Consider the following 1,141-nt stretch of genomic DNA (forward strand, 5'->3'; position numbering starts at 1 on the left):
CGTCTGAAGAGGTCTGAATTCAGACGACATAGAAAAGATCGTTCTTGGGATTGAGGCCAGACCCCACCGGAAGTGCAGTCCTGCAAGAGCGCGACCGGCCGCGCTCCCAGTGATGGGCACTCCTCCTGGCCGGGGCGGGCGCGTATCGTGACATTCTTTACCCATGGTTGACGGGGGCGGGGTAACCGACATACCGGCGTCCGATGACGGCGGTCGCTACGACTTCTTCGTCAGTTACACCGGCGTGGACGCCGCGTGGGCGGCGTGGATCGCGTGGCAACTTGAGGCACGGGTGCGGTTCGGTGAGCGGTCCGCGCGGGTGTTCGTGCAGGCGTGGGATCTCGTCCCGGGCACGAACTGGGCGACCAGGATGCACCGCACGCTGCCGGCCTCGGCCCGGGTGGTGCCTGTCCTGTCCCCCACCTATCTGGCCGAATCCCGGTACGGCAACGCCGAGTGGCTGGCGATCTGGCCGGAGGACCCCGAGGGGGCCAAGCGTCGGATCGTGCCGGTCCGGGTCGCGGACTGCCAGCCCACCGGTCTGCTGCGGTCGATCACCTATATCGATCTGGTCGGCCGCGACGAGACGGCCGCCGCCGACACGCTGCTCACGGGGATCACTGGCTCCGTCGAAGGTCGGGCGAAGCCCGCCGTCGCCCCGCCGTTTCCCGGCGCGGCCGCACGACCCGCATTCCCGGGGTCGGATGACCAACCGATAGTCCCCGGTCAGGCCACGACGGTCAAGACAGCCGCGGTCAGGCTGGGCAAGGCCACGGAGCCGGCCGTCACGGTGCTGCACATCTCCGACATCCAGTTCGGGGCGCATCACGTGTTCGGCCGGGCCGGACTCACCGAGGCCGACCGCGCCCACGCGTCCCTGTTCGCCCGGTTGCACGACGACCTGCGGGACCGCGCCGGCACCGACGGCCTGCGGCCAGACCTCGTCGTGGTCACCGGTGACCTGACCGAGACCGGCGACGAGAGCGAGTTCGACCAGGTGTACGACTTCCTTGTCGCATTGGCGGAGCGCCTGGAACTCGACCGGAACCGGTTCGTGGTCATCCCCGGCAACCACGACGTCAACCGGCTGCTCTGCCAGTCCTACTTCCTGCGCGAGCAGGCCTTCAAACGGAATCCCCAG

Annotated in this window: 1 protein-coding gene; it reads left to right on the top strand. The window is 68.4% G+C overall.

Going from position 1 to position 1,141, the window contains the following annotated elements; genetic code table 11:
- Positions 1 to 163: 163 nt before the first annotated feature.
- Positions 164 to 1,141: TIR domain-containing protein (locus U9980_RS28025; protein ID WP_322770676.1), on the top strand; the 978-nt coding region annotated here is incomplete at its 3' end.

This window comes from Protofrankia sp. Cr1, from assembly GCF_963555865.1.
Classification (GTDB): Bacteria; Actinomycetota; Actinomycetes; order Frankiales; family Frankiaceae; genus Protofrankia.